The organism is Stenotrophomonas maltophilia group sp. P373 (assembly GCF_053295075.1).
On record NZ_CM129994.1, the window covers coordinates 1,960,782 to 1,981,494 of the forward strand.

At 67.2% G+C, this 20,713-nt stretch carries 16 protein-coding genes; 8 read left to right on the forward strand and 8 right to left on the reverse strand.

The genetic code is table 11. The features are described from left to right. Positions 1 to 26: 26 nt before the first annotated feature. Positions 27 to 2,645, forward strand: a complete 2,619-nt coding sequence (locus ACSYHF_RS09130) for a beta-mannosidase (RefSeq protein ID WP_447576327.1) — start codon at positions 27 to 29, stop codon at positions 2,643 to 2,645. A 110-nt stretch (positions 2,646 to 2,755) separates the two neighbouring features. On the opposite strand, the gene mtnC is transcribed toward ACSYHF_RS09130, so the two are convergent. The 5 genes from mtnC to ACSYHF_RS09155 form a co-directional block, all read right to left on the reverse strand. Continuing rightward, positions 2,756 to 3,451 carry an acireductone synthase gene (gene mtnC, locus ACSYHF_RS09135; RefSeq protein ID WP_005416350.1) on the reverse strand — a complete coding sequence of 232 codons (696 nt, stop codon included), beginning with the start codon at positions 3,449 to 3,451 and terminating at the stop codon, positions 2,756 to 2,758. A gap of 3 nt (positions 3,452 to 3,454) precedes the next feature. Continuing rightward, positions 3,455 to 4,012 carry a 1,2-dihydroxy-3-keto-5-methylthiopentene dioxygenase gene (locus tag ACSYHF_RS09140; RefSeq protein ID WP_049402829.1) on the reverse strand — a complete coding sequence of 186 codons (558 nt, stop codon included), beginning with the start codon at positions 4,010 to 4,012 and terminating at the stop codon, positions 3,455 to 3,457. A gap of 92 nt (positions 4,013 to 4,104) precedes the next feature. Then, positions 4,105 to 4,746, reverse strand: a complete 642-nt coding sequence (locus ACSYHF_RS09145; RefSeq protein ID WP_005416352.1) for a methylthioribulose 1-phosphate dehydratase — start codon at positions 4,744 to 4,746, stop codon at positions 4,105 to 4,107. Positions 4,747 to 5,305: 559 nt separating this feature from the next. After that, entirely contained in the window at positions 5,306 to 6,733 is a 1,428-nt protein-coding gene (locus ACSYHF_RS09150) for an amino acid permease (protein ID WP_065184963.1), read from the reverse strand. A gap of 82 nt (positions 6,734 to 6,815) precedes the next feature. Beyond that, positions 6,816 to 8,291: an amino acid permease gene (locus tag ACSYHF_RS09155; RefSeq protein WP_005416354.1), complete on the reverse strand. Its 1,476-nt coding sequence runs from the start codon at positions 8,289 to 8,291 to the stop codon at positions 6,816 to 6,818. Between the two features lie 132 nt (positions 8,292 to 8,423). Between ACSYHF_RS09155 and ACSYHF_RS09160 the strand changes: the two genes are divergently transcribed. Further along, positions 8,424 to 9,038 carry an NUDIX hydrolase gene (locus ACSYHF_RS09160; protein ID WP_005416355.1) on the forward strand — a complete coding sequence of 205 codons (615 nt, stop codon included), beginning with the start codon at positions 8,424 to 8,426 and terminating at the stop codon, positions 9,036 to 9,038. 68 nt (positions 9,039 to 9,106) lie between these two features. On the opposite strand, the gene serA is transcribed toward ACSYHF_RS09160, so the two are convergent. Further along, complete coding sequence (serA, locus tag ACSYHF_RS09165; RefSeq protein ID WP_111129404.1) at positions 9,107 to 10,348, reverse strand: phosphoglycerate dehydrogenase; 1,242 nt, start codon at positions 10,346 to 10,348, stop codon at positions 9,107 to 9,109. A 169-nt stretch (positions 10,349 to 10,517) separates the two neighbouring features. Between serA and ACSYHF_RS09170 the strand changes: the two genes are divergently transcribed. The 3 genes from ACSYHF_RS09170 (at position 10,518) to ACSYHF_RS09180 (ending at position 14,105) form a co-directional block, all read left to right on the forward strand. Next, on the forward strand, positions 10,518 to 11,906 hold the full coding sequence (locus ACSYHF_RS09170; protein WP_375366681.1) for an FAD-binding oxidoreductase: 1,389 nt from the start codon (positions 10,518 to 10,520) through the stop codon (positions 11,904 to 11,906). A gap of 62 nt (positions 11,907 to 11,968) precedes the next feature. Further along, positions 11,969 to 12,268, forward strand: a complete 300-nt coding sequence (locus tag ACSYHF_RS09175) for a DUF2388 domain-containing protein (RefSeq protein ID WP_005416358.1) — start codon at positions 11,969 to 11,971, stop codon at positions 12,266 to 12,268. 40 nt (positions 12,269 to 12,308) lie between these two features. Then, positions 12,309 to 14,105, forward strand: coding sequence for a DUF7844 domain-containing protein (locus tag ACSYHF_RS09180; protein WP_447576332.1), 1,797 nt, complete (start codon positions 12,309 to 12,311; stop codon positions 14,103 to 14,105). On the opposite strand, the gene ACSYHF_RS09185 is transcribed toward ACSYHF_RS09180, so the two are convergent. Together ACSYHF_RS09185 and ACSYHF_RS09190 are read right to left on the reverse strand one after the other, a co-directional pair. Beyond that, complete coding sequence (locus ACSYHF_RS09185) at positions 14,083 to 15,159, reverse strand: ATP-binding protein (protein ID WP_005416360.1); 1,077 nt, start codon at positions 15,157 to 15,159, stop codon at positions 14,083 to 14,085. The genes ACSYHF_RS09180 and ACSYHF_RS09185 overlap by 23 nt on opposite strands. Further along, positions 15,159 to 15,875, reverse strand: a complete 717-nt coding sequence (locus ACSYHF_RS09190; RefSeq protein WP_171956883.1) for a response regulator — start codon at positions 15,873 to 15,875, stop codon at positions 15,159 to 15,161. Before ACSYHF_RS09190 ends, ACSYHF_RS09185 begins: the two co-directional genes overlap by 1 nt. A gap of 129 nt (positions 15,876 to 16,004) precedes the next feature. Here ACSYHF_RS09190 and ACSYHF_RS09195 point away from each other — a divergent pair, with 129 nt between their 5' ends. From ACSYHF_RS09195 to ACSYHF_RS09205, 3 genes are read left to right on the forward strand one after another with little or no spacing between them, the layout of a single operon-like run. Then, positions 16,005 to 17,153, forward strand: coding sequence for an efflux RND transporter periplasmic adaptor subunit (locus tag ACSYHF_RS09195; RefSeq protein WP_447576334.1), 1,149 nt, complete (start codon positions 16,005 to 16,007; stop codon positions 17,151 to 17,153). A 36-nt stretch (positions 17,154 to 17,189) separates the two neighbouring features. After that, positions 17,190 to 20,339 carry a multidrug efflux RND transporter permease subunit gene (locus ACSYHF_RS09200; RefSeq protein WP_447576336.1) on the forward strand — a complete coding sequence of 1,050 codons (3,150 nt, stop codon included), beginning with the start codon at positions 17,190 to 17,192 and terminating at the stop codon, positions 20,337 to 20,339. Beyond that, the gene (locus ACSYHF_RS09205; protein ID WP_005416364.1) at positions 20,320 to 20,712 is read left to right on the forward strand and encodes a nuclear transport factor 2 family protein; all 393 of its coding nucleotides are present in this window, start codon (positions 20,320 to 20,322) and stop codon (positions 20,710 to 20,712) included. The genes ACSYHF_RS09200 and ACSYHF_RS09205 overlap by 20 nt, the downstream gene beginning before the upstream one ends. Position 20,713: the final 1 nt, after the last annotated feature.

Sequence of the window (20,713 nt, forward strand, 5' to 3'; positions counted from 1 at the left end):
GCCCGGCGGAAAGACAGGAGCATCCCGTGCATCGCCTTCCCCTCGTTGTCCGCCTGCTCCTGCTGCTGATCGCGGCGTCCGCCTTCCCGGTCGCTGCCACGCCGCTGCAGGCACAGTGGGAGTTCCGTATGCTGCCCGGCGACGCGCAGGGCGCCGCTCATCCAGGTCTGCAGCAATGGCGGGCGGCGACGGTGCCGGGCAGCGTGCACACCGACCTGCTGGCTCACGAACTGATCCGTGATCCGTATGTCGGCGCACCAGAGGCCGAACTGCAATGGATTGGCCTGGCCGCCTGGGAGTACCGCGCCCGCTTCGACGTGGATGCGGCGACGCTGGCCAAGCCCAATGCCGAGCTGCGCTTCGACGGTCTGGATACCTACGCCGACGTCAGCCTCAACGGCAAGCCGCTGCTGCGCGCGGACAACGCGCACCGGACCTGGCGCGCGCGCGTGAATGGGCGCCTGCGGGCCAGGGACAATGAACTGCAGATCGTGTTCCGTTCGCCTATCCGCACCCTGCTGCCGGGCGTGCAGGCAATGCCGCACAAGATCGCTGGCAACTACCCGTCGCCGTATGGCGATGAGCCGAAGGACGCGATGGTCGGCAACTTCGTGCGCAAGCCGGCCTACCACTTTGGCTGGGACTGGGGGCCTCGCTATGTCACCGCCGGCGTCTGGCGCGGGGTTGACCTGCAGGCCTGGGAGGCTCACCGCCTGACCGATCTTGCGGTGCGTACAGATGCATTGAGCGCGGAGCAGGCGAAGCTGGCCGTGCTGCTGCAAGTGGAGCAGGGCGCGGCGGCGGGCTCGGCCGTGGTGAATGTGGATGTGCGCGATCCGCAGGGCCGCAACGTGGCCCAGGTGCAGCGCACGGTGCTGCTGAAGCCCGGCCAGAACAGCATCGAGGTTCCGGTTGAACTGGCCGATCCAAGGCGCTGGTGGCCAGTCGGCCACGGCGCGCAGGACCGCTACACGGTGCAGGCCCGCCTGGACCAAGGTGGCACGCCGGAGCTGGCGCGCGAGCAGCGCATCGGGCTGCGCACGGTCGAACTGCGCCGCGAGGAAGACCGCAAGGGCGGGCAGGGCTTTGCCTTCGTCATCAACGGCGTGGAGATCTTCGCCAAGGGCGCCAACGTCATTCCGTTCGATGCCTTTCCCGCTCGCGTCGATGCCGCACGCCTGCGCCAAGTGCTGACGGCCGCGCGCGACGCCAACATGAACATGCTGCGCAACTGGGGCGGTGGCTACTACGAGGACGACGCGTTCTTCGACATCGCCGACGAACTGGGCCTGCTGGTCTGGCAGGACTTCATGTTCGGCGGCGGCATGCAGCCGGGCTACGATCCGGCGTTTCGTGCCAACGTGGTGGCCGAAGCACGCGACAACGTGCGCCGTCTGCGCCATCACCCCAGCATCGTGCTGTGGTGTGGCAACAACGAGGAAGAAACCGCATGGAAGGACTGGGGCCACGGCCGCGACCTGAAGGCGGCCAACCCGGCATTTGCGGCGAAGGTCTGGCAGGGCTACGTCGACCTGTTCGGCAACGACCTGCGCCAAGTAGTGGGCGAGGAGGGGCTGGGTGTGCCGTACTGGTCCAGCTCACCGAGCAACGACCTTGACGAGAAGGCCAACGATTCAACGCGTGGCGACAAGCACTACTGGCAGGTCTGGGGTAATCCGGCGTTGCCGGTGCAGGCCTACCTGCGCGAGACGCCGCGCTTCATGTCCGAGTACGGGCTGCAGGCGTGGCCGTCGGTGGCGACAGTGGACCAGATCGCCACCCGCGCCGAACAGCGCATCGACAGCCCGGTGATCCGCGCGCACCAGAAATTCATGGCCGGCGAGGGCAACAGCCGCCTGCTGCACTACATCGAACTGGGTTACGGCACGCCGAAGGACTTCGAGGACTTCGTCTATCTCAGCCAAGTGATGCAGGCCGATGGCATCGCACTGGCGGCGCTGCATCATCGCGCCTCGCGGCCATACACGATGGGTTCGCTGTACTGGCAGCTCAACGATGTCTGGCCCGGCGCCTCGTGGTCCAGCGTGGACTATTTCGGCCGCTGGAAGGCGCTGCACTTCGCCGCGCGGCGTTTCTTCGCGCCAGTGACGGTGACAGCGCTGCGCGACGAGGGCAGCACGCGGGTGCGCCTGATCAATGATGGCGCCTCACTGGAAGCGCGCTGGCGTCTGCGGGTGATGGACGTGGAGGGGAAGCTGCTGCGTCGTCGCGAGGAAACGGTGACGTTGGTGGCGGCGGGTGTCACCTCGATGGGCGATTTCAGCGATGCAGAGCTGCTGGCCGGTGCCGACCCCACGCGTACGGTGGCGGTGTTCGAGTTGCTGCAGCACGGCGACGTGAGCGCGCGGCAGGTGGTCGGTTTCGTTGAGGCCAAGGACCAGCTGTTGCCGCGGCAGAAACTCAAGGCCACGTTGTCCATCGAAGGGGACCACTATCGTCTGCGGCTGGAAAGCGCGGCGTACGTGCGCGCGGCGTGGATCGACTTCGGCGCGCTGGATGTGCAGGTCGAAGACAACCTGCTGGACCTGCTGCCGGGCGAAACACGTGATATCGCGGTGCGCGGCCCGGTGGATCTGGTTACCCTGCGCGAAGCGCTGAAGGTGAAGACCCTCAACGACCGTTGAGGGGTTTCCCGCTTTGGTAGGTGCCAACCTTGGTTGGCACACCAGCAGCATGCCAACCTTGGTTGGCACACCAGCAGCATGCCAACCAAGGTTGGCACCTACCATTTTGCTTACAGCTGGATCTGCTGGAAATTCTCGACCCGTTCGTGGCCGTTGGCGGCCTGGCCGGTACGCGGCATCGGGTAATCATCCAGGCGATCGATCAGGCGGGTCTGCAACCCGGCTTCGCGGGCGGCATCCAGTTCTTCCACCACATCGGACAGGAACAGGATCTCGCCGGCCGGTACGCCGATGGCCTGCACGATGCGGCGGTAGCTGTCGGCCTCGCGCTTGCCGCCGACTTCGGTATCGAACCAGCCCGACACCAGCGGGCTGAGGTCGCCGGCGTCGCTGAAACCGAAGAACAGCTTCTGCGCCGGCACCGAACCGGAGGAGTACACGTACAGCGGCAGGCCGGAAGCGTGCCAGCCCTTCAGCACCGGCGCCACTTCCGGGTAGAAGTGCGCGGTGTAGTCGCCACGGCGGTATCCTTCGTCCCAGATCAGCCCCTGCAGCGCCTTCAGGGCGGTGTGCTTGCGGTCCTGGTCGATCCAGCCCTGCAGCGTCTCGGCCACCAGATTGTCCTGGCAGGCACCGCCGATCTCGGTAGCCACCGCGTCCAGCCAGCGGCGGACTTCAGGCTGCTGGCCATGCTCGGCGACAAACGCGGGCAACGCCTTGCGCGCATAGGGGAACAGCACGTTCTTGACGAACGAGATGCTGCTGGTGGTGCCTTCGATGTCGGTCAGGATGACGCGGGCTTGCATGGATCAGGACGCCTGGGTGGGTACGTAACGAGGGAACTTCTGCGCGATGTCGGTGCCGGTGAAATGGCCGACCCAGCCGTCCGGCTCGGTGAAGAAGCGGATCGCCACGAAGCTGGGTTCCTCGCCCATGTCGAACCAGTGGGTGGTGCCATCGGGCACGGCGATCAGGTCGTCCTTCACGCACTCGATCTCATAGACCTTGTCACCCACGTGCAGGGTGAACAGGCCGGAGCCGGCGACGAAAAAGCGCACCTCGTCTTCCTTGTGGAAGTGCTCGTCGAGGAACTTTTTCCGAAGCTCGGCGCGGTTCGGGTTGTCCGGGGCGATCGAGGCCACGTCCACGCTCTTGAAACCGCGCTCGGCCACCAGGCGGTCGATGTCGGCGCGGTACGCGGCGAACACTTCCTCCTGGCTGGCGCCCGGTGCGACCGGCGCGGTGGCCTGCCAGCGCTCGAAGGTGACGCCGATCTTCTGCAGCTCGGCAGCGATGACCGCGCCGTCCTGGGTGTCCAGCAGCGGCGATTCGGGGCGGATGTCGTCGTAGATGCGCAGTCGGCTCATGGCGGCAGCTTGAACGTCTCGGGGGGAGGACAGGGTAGCAGGGTGGGCGCAGGATGCAGATTCCGGATCGGCATCTGCACCTGTGCGCCGGTTCAGCCGCGCAGCCTGCGCAGTTCCAGTTCGCAGTGGAACAGGAATTCGAAGGCTTCGAGGTGACGGCGCGCCTCGGCCATGTCGCGGCCCCAGGCGTACAGGCCGTGGCCATCGATCAGATAGCCCCACAGGTTCTGCCGGTCGAGCAGGTCATCGACCTGCTTCGACAGCACGTTCATGTCCTGGGTGTTGGCGAATACCGGCACATCGATGGCCATTTCATGGGTACTGTTGCCGGCGAAGGCCTTCAACAGCTCGTAGCCTTCCAGGCGGACATGACCCTGCGGCGCGTACAGGCGCGAGGCGATGGTCTGCACCGGCGAGTGCGTATGCAGCACGCAGCCGACGTCCGGGAAGCGGCGGTACAACTGGGTGTGCAGCAGGGTCTCGGCGGACGGGCGCAGCGGACGGCCGACGGCCTGGCCGTCGAAGTCCACCACCATGATGTCGTCCTCGATCAGGCGGCCCTTGTCCTTGCCGGACACCGTGATCGCGGCGTGGCGATCGTCCAGGCGGTGGGAGAAGTTGCTGCTGGTGGCCGGGGTCCAGCCGGCGTGGGCCAGTTCGCGGACGTTGTCGATCAGCAGCTGGGCCAGTTCGCTCAGGCGCGCGGTGTCGTAGGGGAAGGTGGGGGCGTTCATGCCGGCGATTTTACTGGATTCGGCCAACGGCTGAGCCCCTCGTGGCTGGTCGTATAGAGCGGTTCATGGGCGGGGCGGGGCAGGTGGGCCGTGCAGGGGACGCTGCAAGTACGTCCCTGTAAGCTCGATGGCGCCATCCATGGCGCCAACGCCCCTACACGGCCCACCCGCCCCGCCTCTGACAGGTTCCGGTGTACGGCCGGCCACGGAGTGAAGAAGGAAAAGCGAAAAGCGGGTCGCGGCGCTGCGCTTGCTCGGAGCCGAGCATGGCTCGGCTCTACAGGGAATTCATCGACCGGAGAGAATTCATCTCTCAGACGCAATTCATCCACGCATGGCGTGGATCTACCGGACGTGCCAGGAGACTGTCGGAGGCGGGGAGGGGGGAGGTTGCGGGGGCGTGAGCCGCATGGATGCGGCGACCGAGCTTACAGGGATGTACTTGCAGCGTCCCCCGTAATCTCCCCCCTCCCCGCCAAACCCTCAGTCCAGCTGTTGCTGTTGACGTTGACGTTGCTCCAGCGGGTGCAGGGCCGCAGGCCCTGCAATGCAAAAAACCCTACTTCACACGCAGGCGGCTGTGCCTGAAGCCGTAGCAGAAATAGATCACGAAACCGACGAAGGTCCAGACGCCCATCAGCATCCAGTTGTGCATCGTCATCGCCGACAGCAGGGCAAGGCAACTCAGCACGCCCAGGCTGCAGATCAGCCAGGCCATCGGCATGCGGAACGGGCGCGGCAGGTCCGGCTGGGTGCGGCGCAGGATCAGCACGCCGGCACACACCGCCGCGAACGCGATCAGCGTGCCCATCGAGGTCAGTTCGCCAAGGATGTCCAGTGGGAACAGCGCCGCCAGCAGCGCGATGCCGATGCCGGTGATCACCGTGTTGATGTGCGGGGTGCGGTACTTCGGGTGGATCCTGGTGAACACCGGCGGCAGCAGGCCGTCGCGCCCCATGATCATGAAGATGCGCGGCTGGCCGATGATCATCACCAGTACCACCGAGGACAGGCCGACCAGCGCGCCGACCTCGACCACCCAGCGCAGCCAACCCAGCTGCGGATGCGCGGCCACCGCGGTCACCACCGGTTCGTCGGTGCCCAGCAGCTGGAACGGCACCAGGCCGGTCATCACCGCGGCCATCGCGATGTAGAGCACGGTGCAGACCACCAGCGACAGCATCATGCCGATCGGCATGTCGCGCTGCGGGTTCTTGGATTCCTGCGCCGCCACCGAGACCGCCTCGAAGCCGATGTAGGCGAAGAACACCATCGCCGCGCCACGCAGCACGCCTTCCATGCCGTACTTGCCGGGGCCTTCGTTGGCGGGGATGAACGGCGTCCAGTTGCTGGTGTCCACGTACTTCCAGCCGACCACGATGACCAGCAGGATGAGGCCGGTCTTGAGCACGACCATCGCCATGTTCATTGCCGATGACTTGCTGATGCCGACGTAGCACAGCCAGGTCAGCAGCAGTACCAGCGCAGCGGCCGGCAGGTTGGCGATAGCACCGGTGGGGCGCAGCTGTGCGTCCAGTGGCGCACTGACCAGCGCCGCTGGCAGATGGATGTCGAACTGGCTGAGCAGGCTGAGGAAGTAGCCGGTCCAGCTGACCGCCACCGCCGACGCAGAGACGCCGTATTCGAGCACCAGCATCCAGCCGATGAACCAGGCCGACAGTTCGCCGAAGGTGGCGTAGGTATAGGTATAGGCGCTGCCGGAAACCGGCACCATCGAGGCGAACTCGGCGTAGGCCAGCGCGCAGAAGGCGCAGCAGATGGCGGCCAGCACGAACGACAGCATGATCGCGGGGCCGGCGTGATTGGCGGCGGCCTGGCCGGTGATGACGAAGATGCCGCCGCCGATCACGGCACCGATGCCGAGGGCGGTCAGGCCCCAGGGGCCGAGGTGGCGGCGCAGGCTCAGGCCGTTGGCGTCTTCATGGGCGGCATGCGGGTGCTTGGTGGCCCACAGTTGCTTGAACATGTGTGGTGGTCTTGTCGAAGCGCGCCGTGTCTGGCGCGCGGGGAAAACGGACGGGCCGGCACAGGGCCGGCCCGTAGGCGGATCAGGGTGACTTGGCCAGCTTGCTGTTGCGCATGCCATAGCCGAGATAGATCAGCATGCCCAGCACGGTCCAGCCGACGAACAGGTGCCAGTGCACCACGAACGCCTGCCAGAACAGGAACAGGCAGGCCGCAGCGCCAAGCGGGCAGATGATCCACACCGCCGGCACGCGGAACGGGCGGTGGATCTCCGGCTTGGTATAGCGCAGCACCAGCACGCCGATGCAGACCGTGGCGAAGGCCAACAGGGTGCCCATCGACACCAGTTCGCCCAGCACGTTCAGCGGCACCAGGCCGGCCAGTGCGGCGGCGATCACGCCGACCACGATCGTGGCCCAATAGGGGGTGCGGAAACGAGCGTGGACCTTGCCGAAGAACTTCGGCAGCAGGCCGTCGCGGGAAATGGTGTAGGCGATGCGGGTCTGGCCCATCATCATCACCAGCACCACCGAGGACAGGCCGGCGATGGCGCCGATCTCGACCAGGGTCTTCAGCCAGGACAGGGTCGGGTAGGGCTCCAGCGCGGTGGCCACCGGCTTGTCGGTGCCCAGCAGGTGGTACGGCATCATGCCGGTCAGCACCGCGCAGACGATGATGTAGACGATGGTGCACACGGCCAGCGAGCCGAGCAGGCCGATCGGCATGTTGCGCTGGGGATCCTTGGTTTCGCCGGCGGCGGTGGAGACCGCGTCGAAGCCGATGTAGGCGAAGAACACGATGGTGGCCGCGCGGAAGATGCCGCTCCAGCCGAACTCACCCGGCACGCCGGTGTTTTCCGGAATGAAGGGCTGCCAGTTGGCCGGATCGATGTGGGCCGCGCCGATGCCGATGAACAGGCAGATGACGGTGACCTTGATCGCCACGATGATGGCGTTGACGAACGCCGACTGGGTCACGCCCACGTACAGCAGGCCGGACACCGCCGCCACGATCAGCACTGCCGGCAGGTTGAACAGCTTGCCGGAAGAGACGAACTCGCTGCCGGTCCAGGCGATGGGCGCGGCGCTGAGCAGGTCCGGGAAGGGCATGTGCAGCGTGGTGGTGATGAAGCTGATCAGGTAGGCCGACCAACCCACCGCGACCGACGCCGAGGCGAACAGGTACTCCAGCACCAGGCACCAGCCGATGAACCAGGCCATGCCCTCGCCGAGGGTGGCGTAGGAGTAGGAGTAGGCACTGCCGGAGACCGGCATCATCGCCGCGAACTCGGCGTAGCACAGGCCCGCCAGGGCACAGGCGAAACCGGCCAGCACGAAGGACAGCATCACCGCCGGGCCGGCGTGGTTGGCCGCGGCCTGGCCGGTCAGCACGAAGATACCAGCGCCGATCACCGCACCCACGCCCAGCAGGATGAGGTGTTTAGCCGTGAGGGTCCGTTTCAACGTGGCTTCGCCGTCCAGGCTGCCTTCGATGGGTTCGCCGGCATCGACGTGCCCGGCCGGCTGGACCGGCTTGACCCTCAACAGAGCTTTCAGCATGCAGTACTTCCTAATGATCGGATGGGGTGGGCCGCCGATACGTTGCCGGCAACCTTGAATGGTGAAGGGCGTGCGAACGGCCCGCTGTACCTTAGCCAAAGCTGAAGCCAACGCACAAGCGCAATCGCAACAATGAACGGCGATAATGAGCAGTATTTTTCCGAACCGCCCCCATTCATGCGCCAGACCGCCGAAACCCTTGCCGTGCTTGACGATCGCCTGCGCGGCCTGTTGCGGGACTACGCCCGCCGCGAGCCCGCCCACGATGCACTGGCTGCCGAATTCGGCACATTGCTGGACGATCCAGAAGATCCGTTCCGTCGCGAACGGCTGGCCGGGCATTTCACCGCCAGCTGCTGGCTGGTCAGTGCCGACGGCCAGCGCCTGCTGCTCACCCATCACCGAAAGCTGCAGCGCTGGCTGCAGCTGGGCGGTCACGCCGACGGCGACCGTGATCTGGCGCAGGTGGCGCTGAAGGAAGCCGAGGAGGAGTCCGGGCTGAGCGGCCTGGTACTGGAAGACCCGGCCATCTTCGATCTGGACAAGCACTGGATTCCCGAGCGCAAGGACGTGCCGGGGCACTGGCACTACGACGTGCGTTTCGTGATCCGGGCGCTGGGTGGCGAGGCCTTCGTGCTCAGCGAGGAATCGCTCGACCTGGCCTGGCGGCCGGTGACCGAAGTCGCGGCCGACCCGGAGTCGGATGAATCCATGCAGCGCATGGCGCGCCGCTGGCTGGCACGTTGAAAAAAGGGGACGGAGGGGATTAAGTCGTTAATGCATAAACGACTTAATCCCCTCCGTCCCCTTTTTACCTAGTACAGGATGCGCGTCCGCAGCGTGCCCGGAATCGCGGCCAGCTCGTCGCGCACGGCGGCGGCCTGTGCCTCGCTGGCGGTGATGTCGATCACCACGTAGCCCACCTTCGGGTCGGTACGCAGGAACTGGCCGTCGATGTTGACGTTGTGGCGCGAGAAGATCTCGTTGACCCTGGACAGCACGCCCGGCACGTTCTGGTGGATGTGCAGCAGGCGCAGGCTGTCTTCGTGTTCGGGCAGGGTCACTTCCGGGAAGTTGACCGCCGACAGGGTGCTGCCGTTGTCGCTGTAGCGCACCAGCTTGGCTGCCACTTCCACGCCGATGTTGTCCTGCGCTTCCAGCGTGCTGCCGCCCACGTGCGGGGTCAGGATCACGTTGTCGTGGCGGGTCAGCGGCGACTCGAAGATATCGCCGTTGCCCTTCGGTTCGACCGGGAACACGTCCAGCGCGGCACCGCCGACGTGGCCGCAGGCCAGCGCAGCATCCAGCGCATCGATGTCGACCACGGTGCCGCGCGCGGCGTTGATCAGGTGCGCACCCTTGCGCATCTTCGCCAGCTCGGTGCTGCCGATCATCCACTGCGTGGCCGGCGTCTCCGGCACGTGCAGGGTGACGATGTCGGCGCGCGCCAGCAGGTCGTCCAGGCTGGCCGCGGCACGCGCATTGCCCAGCGCCAGCTTGGTTTCCACGTCGTGGAAGATCACCTGCATGCCCAGCGATTCGGCCAGCACGCCGACCTGGGTGCCGATGTGGCCATAACCGATGATGCCCAGCGTCTTGCCACGCACTTCATGGCTGCCGCTGGCCGACTTCGACCAGCCGCCGCGATGGCATTCGGCGTTCTTCTGCGGGATGCCGCGGGTCAGCATGATCGCCTCGGCGATCACCAGCTCGGCCACGCTGCGGGTATTGGAATAGGGCGCATTGAACACCGGGATGCCGGCCAGTTCGGCCGCATCCAGGTCGACCTGGTTGGTGCCGATGCAGAAGCAGCCCACCGCGATCAGGCGCTTCGCCTCGGCCAGCACCTCGGCGCTGAGCTGGGTGCGCGAACGGATGCCGACAATATGTGCCTCGGCGATGCGCGCCTTCAATTCGTCCTCGGGCAGCGCCTTGGTGTGTGCCTCGATCTGGCTGTAGCCGGCGGCGCTGAACACCTCCACGGCGGTCTGGCTGACCCCCTCCAGCAACAGCACGCGGATATCCTGCTTCGGGAACGAGGTCTTCTTCGGCGACATGGGGCAACACGGCCAGTGGGACAGGGGCCAACCACTATGCCAGATCACGGCGCTCATGGTGCAGTGCGCAATTGGTTGCATCCGTAGCTATCTGCCTGTCTGCAGGGCTGGACGCTGGCGCGTGCCGCTGGCACGCTTGCCCGTTCTTCACGCCCCGCGCTGGACCGTCATGACCGATTCCCGCATTGCCTCGCTGCAGCAGGCCTGTCCCGGCCTGAAGCTGAAGACCGACCCGGCCGACCTGGAGCATTACGGGCGCGACTGGACCCGGCGCTGGACGCCGGCGCCGCTGGCGATCGCACTGCCGGCCACGGTCGAGGAGGTACAGGCGGTGATGCGCTGGAGTGCCGCCGAGGGCGTGGCGGTGGTGCCGTCGGGCGGCCGCACCGGCCTCTCGGGTGGCGCGGTGGCGGCCAACGGCGAGCTGGTGCTCAGCCTGGAGAGGATGAACAGGGCGCTGGACTACGACGCGGTCGATCGCACACTGGTGGTGCAGGCCGGCATGCCGCTGGAGGCCTTGCACAACGCCGCGCTGGACCACGGCCTGATCTACCCGGTGGATTTCGCCGCGCGCGGCTCGTGCACGATCGGCGGCAACATTGCCACCAATGCCGGCGGCATCCGAGTGATCCGCTACGGCAACACCCGCGAGTGGATCGCCGGGCTGAAGGTGGTCACCGCCAGTGGCGAACTGCTCGAGCTCAACAAGGGCCTGATCAAGAACTCCAGCGGCTATGACTTCCGCCAGCTGTTGATCGGTTCGGAGGGCACGCTGGGCGTGATCGTCGAAGCCACCGTGAAGCTGACCGACCCGCCGCCGGCCAGCAACGTGATGCTGCTGGCAGTACCCAGCTTCGAAGTGCTGATGCAGGTGTTCGCCGCGTTCCGCGCGCGCCTGCAGCTGCAGGCCTTCGAGTTCTTCACCGACCGCGCGCTGGAGCATGTGCTGGCGCACGATGCGCAGGCGCCGTTCGACGAGGTGCACCCGTACTACGTGGTCACCGAGTTCGCCGCCAACGACGAAGCGCAGGAAGCGGCGGCGATGGCGGCCTTCGAGGACTGCATGGGCAACGGCTGGGTCAGCGACGGGGTGATCAGTGCCAGCGACGCCCAGGCCGCCCAGCTGTGGCGCCTGCGCGAAGGCATCACCGAATCGCTGGCGCGCTACAAACCCTACAAGAACGACGTCTCGGTACGGATCTCGGCGATGCCGGCGTTCCTGGCAGAGACCCAGGCACTGATCGGGCAAGCCTACCCGCACTTCGACGTGGTCTGGTTCGGCCACATCGGCGACGGCAACCTGCACATCAACGTGCTCAAGCCCGACGACACCAGTGACGCCGATTTCGTGGCGCAGTGCGAGCACGTCACCAAGCTGCTGGCGCAGGTGCTGGCGCGTTTCGATGGCAGCATCTCGGCCGAGCATGGCATCGGCCTGGTCAAGAAGGGCTACCTGGACAGCACCCGCGGCCCGGCCGAAATCGCGCTGATGAAGGCCGTCAAACGCGCGTTCGATCCCCAAGCGCGGCTGAATCCCGGCAAGCTGTTCGACGCCTGAGCCGGGCAAATCCTTCACGCACCCGTTACGCTCCACGCATCCTCACAACCGGCTTCGAACCGATGACCCGTAAGCTTCTGCTGCTCGCCCTGCTGTCCCTGCCGCTGGCCGGCTTTGCTTCCAGCTTCGCCGGCACCTCGGCCGGTTCGGCCACCGGCGCTTCCTCCGGCTCCTCGGGCAGCAGCTCGGGTGATGACAAGGTGGTGCTGGCCGCGCGCGACGATGCCGCTGCGTTCGTTGCCAGCGACGGCCAGATCCGTGGCGCCCGCCTGCAGGCCGCGCTGGTCCACCTGCGTGAGCAGAGCGCCACCGCACAGCTGCAGAGCGACCTGGAACTGGCCCGCGCGCTGCTGGCCCGTTGATCCGGCCTTCGGGTAGTGCCGGCCGCTGGCCGGCAACTGCATGACATCTGCACGGAACGCCGCCACGTTTGGCGTGGCTCTACTGCTGACCGCCCACGTCGCGCCTGCAGCTGAACGCCTGCAGCTTGATCCGTCCGGTCTTGATCCGGCACAGCAGCGGCTCGCCAGCCAGACCCTGGCCGACGTGCAGTCACTATTGCCGGACGGCCTGCTGGCTGCGTTGCCGGCGCAGGTGCGGGTGCGCTGGACGGATGACCTGCCGGCCGATGTGCATGGCCGCACCTTCGCTGGCCGTATCGCGCTGCGCCGGAGTCTGCTGGGCGACAGTGCGCCGGGCGCCCGGCGCGCACGCCGCAGCGCGCTGGTACACGAACTGACGCACGTCGCCGACCGTGGCGGTGCGAACTGGTCGCAGAGCATGCGATGGCGTGACCTCGCGGGTTGGCAGCGCAAGCCCTGGCATCTCGGCCGTGGCGACAACGACTTCCGTGACCGCAGCCCCGATGCGTATGAACTGAAGGACCCGGCCGAGTACCTGGCAGTGAACGCCGAGCATTTCGTGCTCGACAGCGAGTTCGCCTGCCGGCGCCCGGCACTGGCGCGGTGGTACCAGGCCCATTTCGGAACCCCGCCATCGCTGCCGCAGTCGCACTGCGCGACCGCGTTGCCATTGCTGCAGGCCGAATCGGAAGAGGGGGCGGCATCGCTGCTGCAGCTCGACCCCGCGCGTGTCTACGCCGTGGATTACCTGTTCGCCGAAGGCAGCGCGCAGCCGATGAGCCGCTGGGGCCACAGCATGCTGCGATTGGTGATCTGCAGGCCCGGGCGCGCACCGGGGCCGGACTGCAGGCTGGATCTCGAACACCACCGCGTGCTGTCCTTCCGCGCGTTCGTGGGCGACGTGCAGATATCCAACTGGCGCGGCTTGACCGGCGGCTACCCGTCGCGGCTGTTCGTGCTGCCGCTGCAGCAGGTGGTGGACGAGTACACCAAGGTCGAACTGCGCGGCCTGCAGTCGCTGCCATTGCGGCTGCAGCGCGATGAGATCGCCAGCCTGCTCGAGCGCACCGCCCAGGTGCACTGGAGCTATGACGGGCGCTATTACTTCGTCAGCAACAACTGTGCGGTGGAGACCGCCAAGCTGCTGCAGGCCGGAGTGCCGCGGCTGGGCGAGGCCGGGCTGGCCCAGCTGAGTCCGCGCGGTCTCAAGCGCCGGCTGGCGCGGCTGGGCATGCTCGACGAGCGGGTACTCACGGACCGCAACGCCGCGCAGGCACAGGGCTATTACTTCGCTTCCGCGCGCGACCACTACCAGCAGTTGTTCACAGTGGCGGCGACCCAGCTGAGCCTGCCCGCCCGCGATGTGCGCGGCTGGTTGAAGCTGCCGGCGGAACAACGGGCACCGTGGCTGCTGAAGGGCGACCTGCGCGCCAGTGCCGGCCTGCTGTTGCTGGAACAGGCCGCACAGCGGCGTGCCGAGCTGCGGGCACGCGATGTGCTCAAGCGGCAGCTGCTGGCTGCTGCGGACAGCGCGGAAACCCGCAGCCTGCGCGGCCTGCTGGCGCAGAGTGGGCAGTGGTTGCGCCCAGGGACGCTGCTGCAGGACGGCGGCTATGGGTTGCCTCTGGGCGACGAGCAGGTACTGCTGTCTGCGGCCGTGGCCACTGCCAGTGCGCAGGCGGTACCGGCATGGCAGGCATTGCGTGTGCAGCTTCGCCAGCAGTTGCCGGCGCGGCAGCGTGAGGAAATGGATGCGATCGACGCCAATCTGGCCGCGCTGGGGGCACACCTGCGCACGCAGGCCGCTGGTCCGGCTACTGGCGCGGCAGTTCGATGACGAAACGGCTGCCGCCGCAGCTGCCGGGCGTGCAGTAGGCATGGCCGCCATGTGCATCGGCGATGGCCTTGACCACCGCCAGGCCGAGCCCGCTGCCACCGCCCTGGCGCGAACGTGAGCCGTCGGCGCGCATGAACGGAGTGAAGATGTCGGCATGCAGTCCCGGATCAATGCCCGGGCCTTCATCCTCGATGGCCACCTGCACATGGCCCGGCGTGTCATGGACAGCGATCCGCACCTTGCCTGGGCTGGCATAGCGACGGGCGTTTTCCAGCAGCGCCAGCAGCGCCTGGCGCAGGCGCGTGGGATCACAGTGCGCGTTGTGTTCCTCGCGGCTGGTTTCCAGCTCCAGCACGAAGCCCGCAGCGCGGAACTGCGGGTCGACCAGCGTCATCACCGAATGCACCTCGGCCACCACGTCGGTGCGTGCGCGACGCACGTCCAGCCGTGCGTTGTCGGACAGGCTCAGTACGCGCAGATCTTCAATCAGGCGGGACAGCCCTTCGACCTGGGCGAGCAGGCTGCGGAACTGCGACTCGTCCGGATGGAACACGCCCTCGGCCAGTCCCTGCAGGCGGCCGCGCAGGATCGTCACCGGAGTACGCAGCTCATGTGCGATGGCCGCATGCCACATCGCGCGCTCGCTCTCCATGTGCTGCAGGCGGCGCGCCATCGCATTGAAGTCTTCAACCAGGGTCGCCACTTCGCCCGGCGAATTCTCCTCGACGCTGGCGCGGGCCCCGAGGTCACCGCTGGCGAGGGCACGCACGCTGTCCACCAGCGAATTCAACGGCGACAGGATGCGGTGGGCGAGGCGGAACGAGGCGGCGATGGCCAGCGCCAGGCCGGTCAGGATCACGCCCACCATCCATGCAAGCTCCGGCCCGGTCGGCAACCAGCTTTCCGGCTCTTCGGTACTTCCGGGGAAGAACTCGACCAGCACCGCGTACAGCAGCCACGACGACAGGATCATCATCACGATGACGCCGATCACCATCAGCGACATCGAGACGATGATGTGGCGGCTGAGCCCGGAACGGCGCAGTCGGGCCATCAGCGGTCAGCCATCAACCGGTAGCCGACGCCGCGCACACTGGCCGGAACATTGACCATGCCCACTTCGTCCAGCTTGCGGCGCAGCTTGCTGACATGGCTGTCGACAGTGCGCTCCAGCGCTTCGCTTTCCGGCAGGCATTCGTGCATCAGCTCGCTGCGGCTGAAGATGCGGGTCGGTGCCAGCGCCATGCAGTGCAGCAGCTTGAACTCGGTGAGCGTGAGCAGCACTTCGTGACTGTAGCCTTCGCCCTCCACGTGCACGGCGTGGGTGGCTGAGTCGATCAGCAGCGGGCCGACGCGCAGCGCAGTGGGCGCGTCCGCGCGCGAGGCGCGCAGCGTACGCCGCAGCACCGCGCGCACGCGCGCCGCTACCTCGGCCGGGTTGAACGGCTTGACCACGTAGTCGTCGGCACCCATGCGCAGCGCGGTCAGCTTGTCGAGGTCCTGGTCCAGCGCGGTCAGCATGATCACCGGCGTCTCACCACGCTGGCGCAACTGGGTCAGCACGCTCCAGCCATCCAGGCGTGGCAGCTGTACATCGAGCAGGACCAGGTCGGGGCGGGCGCTGCGATGCAGGTCCAGTGCGCTATGGCCATCGGCCGCGCGCAGCGTGCGCAGTCCTTCGCGTTCCAGGTAGGCGCTGAGAATATCGGCGATCTCGGCCTCATCCTCGACGATCAGGACGAGGGCGGCGAGGGCGGGGGAGGCATGCATGCAGGGGCGGGGCCGTAAGGTGCTTGCCTCCATCGTATCTCCACAGTTCCTCCATCGAAACCCCATCATTGCCACGCACACTGCGCGCTTCAGAACCTATCCGCCGCCTGCGCGGCATTGTGCACAGCAATGAGAACCTTCAGGACTCCGGTCGCGTTGATCGCGGCCCTCGCCCTGGCCATGACGGCCTGCTCCACCCCCGAAGCCACTCCCGAAGCCGCACCGCGTGTCAGCGTGATCACCGTCGGCCCACAGGTGGTGCAGCGTGACGACGAACTGCCCGGCCGCGTGGCCGCCGTGCGCACCGCGCAGATCCGTGCGCAGGTGGGCGGCATCGTGCAGCGCCGGCTGTTCGACCAGGGGGCCGAAGTGAGCGCCGGCCAGGCCCTGTTCCAGATCGACCCGGCCGCGTTCCGGGCCGACGTCGATTCGGCACTGGCTGCCCTGCAGCGCAGCGAGGCCGCGCTGGGCCGCAGCCGCGTGCAATCGCAGCGCCTGCATGCGCTGGCCGCCGCACAGGCGGTCAGCCAACAGCATCGCGACGATGCCAGCGCCGAATACGAGCAGGCCCGTGCCGCAGTGAACGAAGCGCGCGCGATCCTGTCCCGTCGCCAGCTCGATCTGCGTTACGCGACGGTCAGTGCACCCATTGCCGGCCGTATCGACCAGGCGCTGGTGACCGAAGGTGCGCTGGTCGGCGCGGCCGATGCCGAGCCGATGGCAGTGGTGCAGCAGATCGACCAGGTCTACGTCGATGTGCGCCAACCGGCGGCGCAGCTGGAGTCGCTGCAGCGCAGTGCCGCCGGTGGCGGCGAGCTGCCGGTGACGATCATCGGTGCCAGCGGCAAGCCACTGCCCGAGCGCGGCCAGCTGCTGTTCTCCGGCATCAATGTCGATGCGCGAACCGGTGATGTCATCCTGCGCATCCTGGTTGACAACCCGCAGCGGCAGCTGCTGCCCGGCATGTACGTGCGCGCGAGGGTGCCACGTGGCGCGCCCGCCAGTGCATTGACCGTGCCACAGCAGGCGGTGCTGCGCAGCGCCGGTGGCCAGGCCTATGCCTGGGTGATCGGCGGCGACGGCAAGGCGGTGATCCGCACGCTGGAAGTGGACGGCAGTGTCGATCGCCAGTGGCTGGTGCGCACGGGCCTGAAGGCCGGCGAGAAAGTGGTGGTCGAGGGCCAGGAGCGCCTGCAGGAAGGCGTGGTGGTCGATGCGCGCGACTGGCAGATGCCGGTTGCCAGCGCCGGTGCAGTACAGGCCGGCAGCAAGGGCTGAGCCTGTTCCGGGCCGGTCCCTCCAGGAAAATCCAACATGGCACGTTTCTTCATCGATCGCCCGGTGTTCGCCTGGGTGCTGGCGATCTTCATCATCCTGGCCGGCGTGCTGGCGATCCCGCGGCTGGCGGTGGAGCGCTATCCAGCAGTCGCCCCGCCCAGCGTCAGCATCTATGCCAGCTACCCGGGTGCCAGCCCGCAGACGCTGAATGATGCCGTGGTTGGCCTGATCGAGCGCGAGCTTTCCAGCGTCAAGCACCTGCTGTACTTCGAGTCGTCGGTGGACACGTCCGGCGAAGCGTCGATCACTGCCACCTTCAAGCCCGGCACCAATCCGGAGCTGGCGCAGGTGGACGTGCAGAACCGGATCAAGGCGATCGAACCACGGCTGCCGCGCAGCGTGCGCCAGAACGGCCTGTTCGTGGAGGCCGCTGATTCCGGCTTCCTGATGCTGGTCGGCCTGCGTTCGCCCGATGCCAGCGTCAGCGAGGCCGCGCTGGGCGATTTCATGGCGCGCAACATCATCGAAGAGCTGCGCCGTATCGATGGCGTCGGCCGCGTGCAGTTGTTCGGTGCCGAGCAGGCGATGCGCGTGTGGCTGGACCCGACCCGGTTGACCGGCTACGGCCTGACCATGGGCGATGTGGCAACCGCGATCGAGCAGCAGAATCTGGAGATTTCGCCAGGACGCATTGGTGACTCGCCGGGTGTTCCAGGCCAGCGCATCACCGTGCCGCTCAGTGCCGACGGCCAGTTGTCCACGCCCGAACAGTTCGCGGCGATCGTACTGCGTGCCGGCGCCGACGGTTCACGGGTGGTGCTGGGTGATGTCGCCCGCGTCGAGCTTGGCGCGCAGAGCTATGCCTGGGGCACCCGCGAGGACGGCCATCCAGCCACCGCCGCCGGCGTGCAGCTGCGCCCGGGCGCGAACGCGGTGCGTACCGCTGCGGCGGTGCGTGAGCGCATGGCTGAGCTGGCGCCCCTGCTGCCGCGCGGGGTGGAAGCGAGCATTCCGTTCGACACCGCGCCGTTCGTGAAGATCTCGATCCAGAAGGTGGTGCAGACCCTGCTGGAGGCGATGCTGCTGGTGTTCGCGGTGATGTACCTGTTCCTGCAGAACTGGCGTTACACGCTGATCCCGGCGTTGGTCGCACCGATCGCGCTGCTGGGTACGTTCGCGGTGATGCTGGCGCTGGGCTTCTCGATCAACGTACTGACCATGTTCGGCATGGTGCTGGCCATCGGCATCATCGTCGACGACGCGATCGTGGTGGTCGAGGGCGTGGAACGGATCATGGCCGAGGAGGGCCTGCCGCCGCGCGAGGCCACCATCAAGGCGATGCGTGAACTGACCGGCGCAGTGATCGGCATTACCCTGGTGCTGACTGCGGTGTTCATCCCGATGGCGCTGGCCAGCGGTTCGGTGGGCGCGATCTACCGCCAGTTCACCGTGGCGATGGCGGTGTCGATCCTGTTCTCTGCGCTGCTGGCCCTGAGCCTGACGCCGGCGCTGTGCGCGACCCTGCTGCGCCAGGCCACCCACGGCCATCACGGTCGCGGCGGGCTGTTCGGCGCCTTCAACCGGGGCTTCGAGCGGATGACCGGGCGTTACCAGCGTGGTGTGGCGTCGGTGCTGCAGCGGAGCGGGCGGGTGATGGGCGTGTTCGCCGCGCTGGTGGCGGCGTTGCTGCTGGGCCTGCACTGGCTGCCGGGTGCATTCCTGCCGGAAGAAGACCAGGGCTATTTCATGACCTCGATCCAGCTGCCGGCCGAGGCGACGGCCGAGCGTACGCTGGCCGTTGTCGAAGCCTACGAACGGCACGTGGCCTCGCGTCCGGGCATCGGCTCCAACCAGTCGATCCTCGGCTACAGCTTTTCCGGTTCCGGCCCGAGTGCGGCGCTGACCTACACCATGCTGAAGGACTGGGGTGAGCGCGCAGGCGCAACCGCGGCCGGTGAGGTGGAGGCCGCACAGCAGGCGATGGCCACGGTTGCCGAGGGTGAGGTGATGAGCGTGATGCCGCCGGCCATCGACAGCCTGGGTCGTACCTCCGGCTTCTCGCTGGCCCTGCAGGCGCGTACCGGGCAGGGCCAGGCCGAACTGCGCGCAGCCCTGCAGCAGCTGCTGAAGCTGGCCGAAGCCAGCCCGCTGCTGTCGGAGGTGCATGCCGATGGCCTGCCAGCCGGCACCAGCGTGCGGCTGGAGATCGACCGCGCCAAGGCCGAGGCGATGGGCGTGGGCTTCGAGCACATCAGCAGCACGCTGTCGGCGGCCATGGGCTCGCAGTACGTCAACGACTTCCCCAACAAGGGACGGCTGCAGCAGGTGATCCTGCAGGCCGATGCGCCGCACCGGATGGAGCTGGAAGACGTGCTGAAGCTGTACGTGCGCAACAGCGAGGGCGGCATGGTGGCGTTGTCCGAGCTGGTCACCCCGCACTGGACCGAGGCGCCGTTGCAGCTGCAACGCTATCTTGGTTTCCCGGCGCTGAACCTGTCCGGCGCCCCGGCCTCTGGCGTGTCGACCGGCCAGGCCATGGCGGAGATGGAGCGGTTGGCCGAAAAGCTGCCGTCCGGCTTCGCCCTGCAATGGACCAGCCAGTCGCTGCAGGAGCGTGAGTCGGGGGCGCAGGCGCCGTGGCTGCTGCTGTTGTCGATGCTGGTGGTGTTCCTGGTGCTTGCCGCGCTGTACGAGAGCTGGTCGATTCCGTTGGCGGTGCTGCTGGTGGTGCCCCTGGGCCTGCTTGGCGCGGTCGCCGCGGTGTTGTTGCGCGGCATGCCCAACGACGTGTTCTTCAAGGTCGGCATGATCACCGTGATCGGGCTGTCGGCGAAGAACGCGATCCTCATCGTCGAATTCGCGCGGCAGCTGCAGCAGCAGGGGCGCGGCCTGGTTGAAGCAGCGCTGGAGGCGGCGCGGCTGCGCCTGCGTCCGATCGTGATGACCTCGCTGGCGTTCGCGCTGGGCGTGGTGCCACTGATGCTGGCGCAGGGCGCGTCGAAGGAAACCCAGCAGGCAATTGGAACCGGCGTGTTCGGCGGCATGGTCAGTGCGACCGTGCTGGCGGTGTTCTTCGTGCCGGTCTTCTATGTAGTGGTGCAGGGCGCGCGGCAGTGGATCGCGCAGCGCCTGCGCAGGCGCCGGCCGATGCCGGGAGGAACCGTGGATGGAACGGAACATCGTTGAAGATCTGCATGAGCAGCAGTTGATGGCGCTGGAGCAGCGCCTGTGCGCAGCGCTGCTGGATAACAATCACGATGCGTTGAACGCGCTGGTATCGCCGGCCCTGTTCCTGATGGACGGCCACGGTGGCCGCATGCTCGATCTGCCGTGGCTGCGTGATTGGTTGGCCGGTGACCTGCAGGTACGAAGCCTGCAGCTGCACGCGGTGGAAACGCTGCTGTGTGGCCGTCTGGCGTTGCTGTCCAGCGACGTGCGGATGTCGGTGTGGCGGCAGGGCCGGGAGCGTGAACTGAAGCTGCGCCTGTTGCGGGTCTGGACCTGCAGTTCCGGCGGCAGTGGCGCGCAGCTGCTGTCGATGGCGGTGCTGGCCGCATGAG

Bases quoted from the DNA above. Each gene is read 5' to 3' on its own strand.
- mtnC (WP_005416350.1), bottom strand. From the start codon at position 3,451: ATGCAAGCCCGCGTCATCCTGACCGACATCGAAGGCACCACCAGCAGC.
- ACSYHF_RS09140 (WP_049402829.1), bottom strand. From the start codon at position 4,012: ATGAGCCGACTGCGCATCTACGACGACATCCGCCCCGAATCGCCGCTG.
- ACSYHF_RS09145 (WP_005416352.1), bottom strand. From the start codon at position 4,746: ATGAACGCCCCCACCTTCCCCTACGACACCGCGCGCCTGAGCGAACTG.
- ACSYHF_RS09150 (WP_065184963.1), bottom strand. From the start codon at position 6,733: ATGTTCAAGCAACTGTGGGCCACCAAGCACCCGCATGCCGCCCATGAA.
- ACSYHF_RS09155 (WP_005416354.1), bottom strand. From the start codon at position 8,291: ATGCTGAAAGCTCTGTTGAGGGTCAAGCCGGTCCAGCCGGCCGGGCAC.
- ACSYHF_RS09160 (WP_005416355.1), top strand. From the start codon at position 8,424: ATGAACGGCGATAATGAGCAGTATTTTTCCGAACCGCCCCCATTCATG.
- serA (WP_111129404.1), bottom strand. From the start codon at position 10,348: ATGTCGCCGAAGAAGACCTCGTTCCCGAAGCAGGATATCCGCGTGCTG.
- ACSYHF_RS09170 (WP_375366681.1), top strand. From the start codon at position 10,518: ATGACCGATTCCCGCATTGCCTCGCTGCAGCAGGCCTGTCCCGGCCTG.
- ACSYHF_RS09175 (WP_005416358.1), top strand. From the start codon at position 11,969: ATGACCCGTAAGCTTCTGCTGCTCGCCCTGCTGTCCCTGCCGCTGGCC.
- ACSYHF_RS09180 (WP_447576332.1), top strand. From the start codon at position 12,309: ATGACATCTGCACGGAACGCCGCCACGTTTGGCGTGGCTCTACTGCTG.
- ACSYHF_RS09185 (WP_005416360.1), bottom strand. From the start codon at position 15,159: ATGGCCCGACTGCGCCGTTCCGGGCTCAGCCGCCACATCATCGTCTCG.
- ACSYHF_RS09190 (WP_171956883.1), bottom strand. From the start codon at position 15,875: ATGCATGCCTCCCCCGCCCTCGCCGCCCTCGTCCTGATCGTCGAGGAT.
- ACSYHF_RS09195 (WP_447576334.1), top strand. From the start codon at position 16,005: ATGAGAACCTTCAGGACTCCGGTCGCGTTGATCGCGGCCCTCGCCCTG.
- ACSYHF_RS09200 (WP_447576336.1), top strand. From the start codon at position 17,190: ATGGCACGTTTCTTCATCGATCGCCCGGTGTTCGCCTGGGTGCTGGCG.
- ACSYHF_RS09205 (WP_005416364.1), top strand. From the start codon at position 20,320: ATGGAACGGAACATCGTTGAAGATCTGCATGAGCAGCAGTTGATGGCG.